The sequence below is a fragment of the Crocinitomix catalasitica ATCC 23190 genome (assembly GCF_000621625.1).
GTDB classification, from domain to species: Bacteria; Bacteroidota; Bacteroidia; order Flavobacteriales_D; family Crocinitomicaceae; genus Crocinitomix; species Crocinitomix catalasitica.
In genome coordinates this window covers 77,903-85,296 of record NZ_JHXV01000024.1, presented here as the reverse complement: position 1 = coordinate 85,296, position 7,394 = coordinate 77,903, and the positions used below count along the sequence as shown (strand labels likewise).

Annotated in this window: 6 protein-coding genes; 2 read left to right on the top strand and 4 right to left on the bottom strand. The window is 34.2% G+C overall.

Annotation, left to right across the window (positions count from 1 at the left end; all coding sequences use genetic code 11):
* Positions 1–317, top strand: a 317-nt coding sequence (locus T367_RS0113990) for a transposase (RefSeq protein WP_027420416.1), incomplete at its 5' end; no start/stop codon positions are given.
* Positions 318–425: 108 nt separating this feature from the next.
* Here the strand turns inward: T367_RS0113990 and dnaJ are convergent.
* The 3 genes from dnaJ to lnt form a co-directional block, all read right to left on the bottom strand.
* Positions 426–1,556 (bottom strand): molecular chaperone DnaJ, encoded by a 1,131-nt coding sequence (gene dnaJ / locus T367_RS0113985; RefSeq protein WP_035844109.1) that lies wholly within the window; start codon positions 1,554–1,556, stop codon positions 426–428.
* Between the two features lie 22 nt (positions 1,557–1,578).
* Positions 1,579–2,136, bottom strand: a complete 558-nt coding sequence (locus tag T367_RS0113980; protein WP_027420414.1) for a nucleotide exchange factor GrpE — start codon at positions 2,134–2,136, stop codon at positions 1,579–1,581.
* A 152-nt stretch (positions 2,137–2,288) separates the two neighbouring features.
* Positions 2,289–3,902: an apolipoprotein N-acyltransferase gene (gene lnt / locus T367_RS0113975; RefSeq protein ID WP_027420413.1), complete on the bottom strand. Its 1,614-nt coding sequence runs from the start codon at positions 3,900–3,902 to the stop codon at positions 2,289–2,291.
* 142 nt (positions 3,903–4,044) lie between these two features.
* Here lnt and T367_RS0113970 point away from each other — a divergent pair, with 142 nt between their 5' ends.
* Positions 4,045–5,157: an acyltransferase family protein gene (locus tag T367_RS0113970; RefSeq protein WP_027420412.1), complete on the top strand. Its 1,113-nt coding sequence runs from the start codon at positions 4,045–4,047 to the stop codon at positions 5,155–5,157.
* A 237-nt stretch (positions 5,158–5,394) separates the two neighbouring features.
* On the opposite strand, the gene T367_RS0113965 is transcribed toward T367_RS0113970, so the two are convergent.
* A complete protein-coding gene (locus T367_RS0113965) occupies positions 5,395–7,308 on the bottom strand; it encodes an ABC-F family ATP-binding cassette domain-containing protein (protein ID WP_027420411.1) in 1,914 nt (637 codons plus the stop codon).
* Between the last annotated feature and the right edge of the window lie 86 nt (positions 7,309–7,394).

Here is a 7,394-nt window from a genome sequence, read left to right as displayed (position 1 = left end):
ACATAAAAGAGGCTAAAAAATATGCTTGTTATAGCGGAGTAGTTCCGTTTGACTACTCTTCAGGAACCAGTGTAAACAAAAGATCAAGAGTATCCCCGATGGCTAATAAATCGATTAAAACAATACTACATATGGCAGCAATGTCAGCGATTCAATGTGAAGGGGATTTAAAGCATTATTACCTTCGTAAAGTTGCTGAAGGAAAGAATAAAATGAGTGTGCTAAATGCGGTAAGAAACAAATTAATCCTTAGAATTTTCTCTTGCGTTAACCAAAATAGAATTTATCAAAAAAAGTTTAAATTAAATTTGGTTTAACCATAGAAATCGGGACGAAATGGAGGGGATGGAGGAACGCCCTAATAAAAACAAAAAAACCAGCTCCAAATAAATGAAGCTGGTTCTTTTTAAGATATATTTTGATAATTAATTATGAAAAAAGTTTTTCATTTTGTCAAAAAAGCCTTCTTCTTTTGAACCTGGATGCGGCGCAAAATTGTCTGATTTTTTCAACTTTTCTAATATTTCTTTTTCTTCGTTTGAAACCTTTTTAGGCGTCCAAACATTAACATGAACCAGAATGTCACCATGTCCGTATCCTTGAATGCTCGGCAAACCTTTACCTCTTAATCGAAGCATTTTTCCACTTTGTGTACCAGCTTCAATTTTCACTTTTGCTTTGCCTTCAATTAGAGGTATCTCTATAGACGCTCCTAAAACCGCATCAATGAATCCTACATAAGCTTCGTAATGAAGGTTGTTTCCATCTCTCTGTAATAATTCGTGCTTCTCTTCTTCAATCACGACTAAAAGGTCACCTGGAATCCCGTTAAAAGGACCTGCATTCCCTTTTCCACCTACCTTTAATTGCATGCCTTCTTCAACACCACCTGGAATGTTTATTTCCACTACTTCCTCTTGTCTTTTCAGACCTTGTGCATCAACGCCATTTGGTTTCTTATCAATAAGTTTACCTGTTCCATGACAGCTATGACATGTAGACTGTGTTTGCATCGCGCCTAACATCGTTTGCGTTACACGCAATACACGCCCTTGACCATCACAAGTTTTACAAGTGTTGTAAGTCACGCCTTCAGCATTGACTAACTTATTAACTTTTATTTTTTTGGTTGCACCTAATGCTACTTCTTTTAGGTTCAGCTTTATTTTAATTCTTAAATCAGATCCACGCGCTGTTCTTGCGCCACCGCCGCCTCTACGTCCGCCGCCGCCACCGCCGAAAGAACTACCAAAAATATCTCCGAATTGATCGAAAATATCATCCATATTCATTCCGCCGAAGCCGCCACCGCCGCCTTGTGATGCACCGCCTACTCCTTGGTGTCCAAAACGATCATATCTTGCGCGCTTATCGGCATTACTAAGAATCTCGTATGCTTCTGCAGCTTCCTTAAACTTATCTTCAGCAGATTTGTCGTCAGGGTTTTTATCAGGATGAAACTTTAAAGCAATTTTTCTATATGCTTTTTTAATTTCTTTCTCATCTGCATTGCGCTCTAAACCTAGTATGTCGTAATAATCTCTTTTTTCGCTCATTCTACTTTTTCTTATTCAACACTTATTGTCCAACAACTACCTTTGCATAACGCAACATTTTGCCTCTCAAATTATAGCCTTTTTCAATTACGTCAATCACCTTACCTTTATCCTTCTCATCAGTTACTGGAACATTGGTGATTGCCTCATGAATATCAGCATTAAAAACTTCACCTTTTGCTTCCATCGGCTCCAACCCTTTATTCTTTAAAAGGTTAGCGAATTTCGTATGAATTAAATTGAATCCTTCTTTTAAATTCTCGATATCTTCAACTTTTTCGTTGTTCGCTATTGCTCTTTCGAAATCGTCTAAAACACCAATCAAATCAACCATCAAACTTGCGTTCGCAGTGCTAATGATATCGGCCTTTTCTTTAATTGTTCTTTTTCTGAAATTATCAAAATCAGAATATAAACGAACGTACTTATTGTTCAATTCGTTATACTTATCTTCTGGAGAAACTTCTTTAACTACTTCCTCAGTATTGCCTTCAGAAACCTCTTCTTGACCTACTTTTTCGTTAAGTGTTTCTTCTTGATCTAAATTATCTTTTATTTCTTCGTTGTTATTTTCTGACATTGCTATTAGAATTTATTTAGCCTTTTCAAATATGTTGCCAAGTTAATTCCTAGGACAAACTGTCATAAAACAGATCATCAATCGCCAAGATGGCTGTTAAACTGTCAAAAAAACATGGTTAGCGGTGGCAGAGCTGAGGTTGGTTTAAACTTTTAATTCACGGCTTTAACGCCTCTAGATTTTAAATAAGTTGTTAATGCGTAAAGCATCAATGCGAGCGCGACAAAGATTGAAATGCGGCCAATTACATCGCCATAACGAACAAAAAAAGTGATCTCTTTGTTGATATTTAAATCTGCTTTAATTACACCTGCTTCATCCCATCCTAATTCTTGAATTATATTTCCTTTTTGGTCGATTAAACAAGAGATTCCAGTATTTGCTGATCGTGCGATAGACCTTCTATTCTCAATGGCTCTAATTCGTGAAAACATGCGGTGTTGTTTATAGCCAGGCGTATCTCCCCACCAGCCATCATTAGTGATAACACAAAGAATGTCAGCTCTGCGTGCAGTAAAATAACTTACATAGTCACCATAAACAGATTCATAGCAGATTAAAGGTGCATAAAAAAGTCCTTTTGAAGAGAAGTTCATTGGTTCTTCTCCTAAACCAATCATCCCTGAGGTTCCTCCTAGTTCAACTGCATATTTTTTAAGGAATGGAAACCAAGCTAAAAAAGGTAACTTTTCAGCGCCTAGAACAGCTTTTGCCTTATGGTATATTTGGGTTTGTAAATTCGGATCGATTAGTAAAGCCGTATTGTAACCTTCAACCCAACGATCGTGATTTGGCAAATATTTAGCAGCCAAAGAATTTGAAGTATCAAAAAACTTATAAGTATCAGCACCAATTAAAAATGGAACATTATAATGTTGACTACTAAAGTTTTTAATTGATTGAATTAAGCTCGCCTCTTCAATTTGTTCTTCATTTATTCCTCGTGCGATGGCAGTTTCTGGACAAATGACAATATCTGTCAAACTATCGACTTCATTCTTCGCTAAATCGAATATCTTATTCAATTGATCTTGCACTGGTGTAGCAAACTTTTCAGTATACGCATCAATATTCGGTTGAACTACTACAACACGAACAGGGTCAATTTGTTCGTCATAGCGATAATAAATAAATAGAGAACTTAATATTGGCAAAACTAAAACCAAAGAAAGCATCAAAATTATTGGACGTTGAATTCCGAATGATTCTTTTTTAAACCAAACATTTCTGATGACTAAATAAACCAATATGTTGGCAAATAACACCCAGAGACTTCCGCCAGTTACGCCTGAAAATTCGTACCATTGAATCAGCGCAGGGAAATTGCCAAATACATGACCTAAACTTAGCCAAGGCCAAGATAATTCCCAATAATAATGTCCATATTCAAAAGATAACCAAAGCACTAAAAAAGTCAACAAGCCTTTATTCTCTCCTAATTGTCTAGAGATTAATCCTGTCAGCATTAATGGAATTGTCATTAATAACGAATTACAGATCACTGCCATATAAGCACCTCCTTCAGAAGCGTTATAAATCCACCAAGTTGTTATTGCATTAAAAATTAAAAAGTAGATTAAATTAAAAGAAAAACGCAAGAAGAACGGTGTCTTCGTCGTTTTTGTTGGGATTAAATTCACAATCAACAAAGGCGCAAAGGAAATAAACACTAATGGAAAAAGACTGCCTGTAAAGGGAAAACTAAGGCCCAATAATGTGCCACCTGCAATTGATAATATCAACGCGTTTAACTTTGTAATTTGCATATGTCAAAGTTAATTTTTTTTAATTAATCTATCTATCAGTATGTTTATGAAGTCCTAAAAAAAATGTTAAATAGTTTTATATATTTGCAATTGAACGTTTTGACCACGCTTCACTATAAGTTTAAGTAATCCCAACATATTTATGCCACGTAATAAACGGTTACATTTTAAAGATATTGATGGCTTAAGGGCGATTGCATTTTTACCAATTTATATTTTCTGCATTTTAAAGTTAATCCAGACTCAGGAGGAAGGAATGATTTACGAAGCAGTAAACTTAATTAGGTACACTGCGCTTAGTAGCATGGATTTCTTTTTTGTTATTGCTGCCTTTTTGGCAACATCTAATGGATTAAGAGAACATAAATACCTCCAATCATTTTCATTTAAAGACTTTTTAATTCGAAGAGTTATTCGACTTTTTCCTATTTTATTTATTGGGTTACTTTTTGCTTTTCTAATACACCCTTGGTTGGTTAAAGTACTTGCATTGCGCCCGATTTTAGAACATTCTAGCGAATACTACCTTTTTCTGATTCCAAATTACATGATTTCGAACACCCAGAATCAATATATATATCTGGCAGTGATTGCGTCAATTTATATGTTTATTCAGTATTATTTGGTTTGGGGAATTGTGATGAAGTATTTGATAAAACAGATTGTCCCGATTTCAATCATCTTTATTATTGCCGGTATTATCGATCGTGGTATTCATTATTATTTAGGAACAGATTATTTCTTTGATACAATGGCATATGGAATTCCTATTGGAATTGGAGCCATTGTAGCCAATTGGATTCGAAATGAAAGTTCTATTATCAACAAGATAAAAACCTTTAGTAAAAATGTTAATCTGGGTCTTTATGTAGTGGGATCAATCATTTTCGTTTTCGGTTATTTATTATTCTCGAATACCATTCTAATGCTACTTGTTCCTTTTTTAATCTCAATTTTTGTTGGATATATTATCATAGAACAAACGTTTGGTAAGAGTCTTTCTACTAAAATGAGAAAGAAAAAAGTCTTAACTCATCTTGGTAGAATTAATTATGGGATGGTCATTTACCAGTCAATTATTGGTGTATTAATTATGATCATTATCGAATCACTTGATTATAAATTAGATTCGGCTTATGCCATTTTAGGGATAACTTTAGCTGGATATATTGCAACCTGGGTTGTTTCGGATCTCAGTTATAATCTTATTGAAAAACCACTTGCGAGAATTAAAAGTGATTTTAAGAAAGCGTAGGTTAGTGGTTAGTGGTTAGTGGTTAGTGGTTAGTGGTTAGTGGATAGTAAGCTAAATGCTGATAAATTGCGATATCATTTTACAAATTCAACGTTTTTCATTTTAGTATAGTAATAGATCCAAGATAAATTCTGATACGATTTAAAAGAGTATTTATTATACTCCAATTAAACCATTCCGTAAAAAATCTAATTTACTCCTAGCATGAATAGTTAAAAACGATGATTGTTGATAGTTTTAAGATAATTCGTCCAATTGCATTGCTGCTTCTTCCCAATTCGCCATAGCGCCTTCTAAATCCTTTTTAGCACTCTCAAATTTCTCTACTGCTGCTTGATATAATTCTTGATCGTCAAATGGCGCATTTTCTAAAGCTTTCGTTTCCTCTTTCAATTTTGCTTCAAGATCTTCAATCTTTCTCTCACAATTTTTGATTTTCGTCTCTAACTTTTTGATTTTTTGCTTTTCCTCATTAGTAACTACTTTCTCTGCAGCTGGTTTCTTCTCAACAGGCACATCTTTTACAATCGGGTTTTCTAATGACATGGAATTAATTCGATCCAAAAATTCGTTCACACCAAAATAGTGTGTTTTAATTTTACCATCGTTAATCTCCCAAATCTTATTACTCAATCCGTCTAAAAAATCTCTATCATGCGATACTAACAATAAAGTTCCTTCGTATTTTTTTAAAGCTTCTTTAAGAATCTCCTTACTTTGGATATCTAAGTGATTGGTAGGCTCATCCATAATTAAGAAATTGAATTCTTGGAATAATAACCTACAAATTGCTAAACGTGTTCTTTCTCCTCCTGATAATACTTTTACTTGCTTTTCAATATCTTGCCCTTGAAACAAAAAGGCTCCTAAAGTTGCTCTAATATCTTTTCGTTTATCGCCTACTGCTATGTCATCAATTGTTTTAAAGACTGTTGCTTCTGGGTCTAATTTCTCAGCTGAATCCTGTGCAAAATAACCTACTTTTACATTGTGCCCGTACTCAATCTCCCCATCAAAACGAATTTCTTTATTGATACATTTTATCAATGTTGATTTTCCTACACCATTTGGTCCTAACAATGCTATCTTTTCACCACGTGCCAAAACAACATCCAATTTATCAAACAACGTTTTAGTTCCGTAAGTTTTAGAAATGCCATTCATGTCAATGACACGTTTTCCAGAAGGATTCTCTAATGTGAATTTTAAATTAAATGCTTTTCTTTCAATCGTGTCTATTTCAATACGATCTACTTTATCCAGTTTTTTAATCAAACTCTGTGCGAACGAAGCTTTATTTGCTTTTGCCCGGTATTTACTGATTAATTCTTCAGTTCGTTTAATCTCTCTATCTTGATTCTTTTTCGCTTGCATTGTTCGCTCCATTTCTTCAGCGTGTAAGACAAGATATTTAGAGTAGTTACACTTATAATCGTATAATCGTTGGTTGGCAATCTCTATTGTTCGATTCGTCACATTATCTAGGAATCTTCTATCGTGAGATATCAATACCAAACCACCCTTAAAATTCTGTAAATAATTTTCCAACCACTGAATAGAAACAATATCAAGGTGATTGGTTGGCTCATCAATTAATAAAACCTCTGGATTATTAACCAATAGTTTTGCCAGCTCTACACGCATTTGCCATCCTCCACTGAAACTACCAATCTTATTATCAAATTCATTCGGATTAAAACCTAACCCTTTAAGTACTGATTCTATTTTTTCAGCAAACGAATGGGCATCCAGAACAGTTAAACGATCATTGATTTCTGTTACTTCATGAATTAGTTCTAAATAACTATCCGATTCGTAATCTGTACGAGTCGTTAATTCATTATTTACAAAGTCTAATCGTTCTTGTAATCCAGATACTTCTGTATTCGACTTTTCGATGTATTCTCTGACTGCAATATCCTTTTCAATCTCAATATCCTGTGTTAAATAGCCTACAGAAATTCCTTTTTCAACAATCACTGTTCCTTCGGAAGGTGCAATTTGTTTAGAGATTAGACCCAATAATGTTGATTTGCCTACACCGTTTTTACCGGTAAGACCAATTTTATCACCACGATCAATAAATAGTGAGATATTCTTATATAAATGTCCTTGTGGAAGAAAATAAGATAAGGCGCCAATTCTAATCATGGAAAAAGTAATTTTTTGGCAAATTTACGACTTTAATCGTATTCTTCTATAAACCTGAGTTCGATTATAACAAACGCACACAGTTG

Bases quoted from the DNA above. Each gene is read 5' to 3' on its own strand.
- dnaJ (WP_035844109.1), bottom strand. From the start codon at position 1,556: ATGAGCGAAAAAAGAGATTATTACGACATACTAGGTTTAGAGCGCAAT.
- T367_RS0113980 (WP_027420414.1), bottom strand. From the start codon at position 2,136: ATGTCAGAAAATAACAACGAAGAAATAAAAGATAATTTAGATCAAGAA.
- lnt (WP_027420413.1), bottom strand. From the start codon at position 3,902: ATGCAAATTACAAAGTTAAACGCGTTGATATTATCAATTGCAGGTGGC.
- T367_RS0113970 (WP_027420412.1), top strand. From the start codon at position 4,045: ATGCCACGTAATAAACGGTTACATTTTAAAGATATTGATGGCTTAAGG.
- T367_RS0113965 (WP_027420411.1), bottom strand. From the start codon at position 7,308: ATGATTAGAATTGGCGCCTTATCTTATTTTCTTCCACAAGGACATTTA.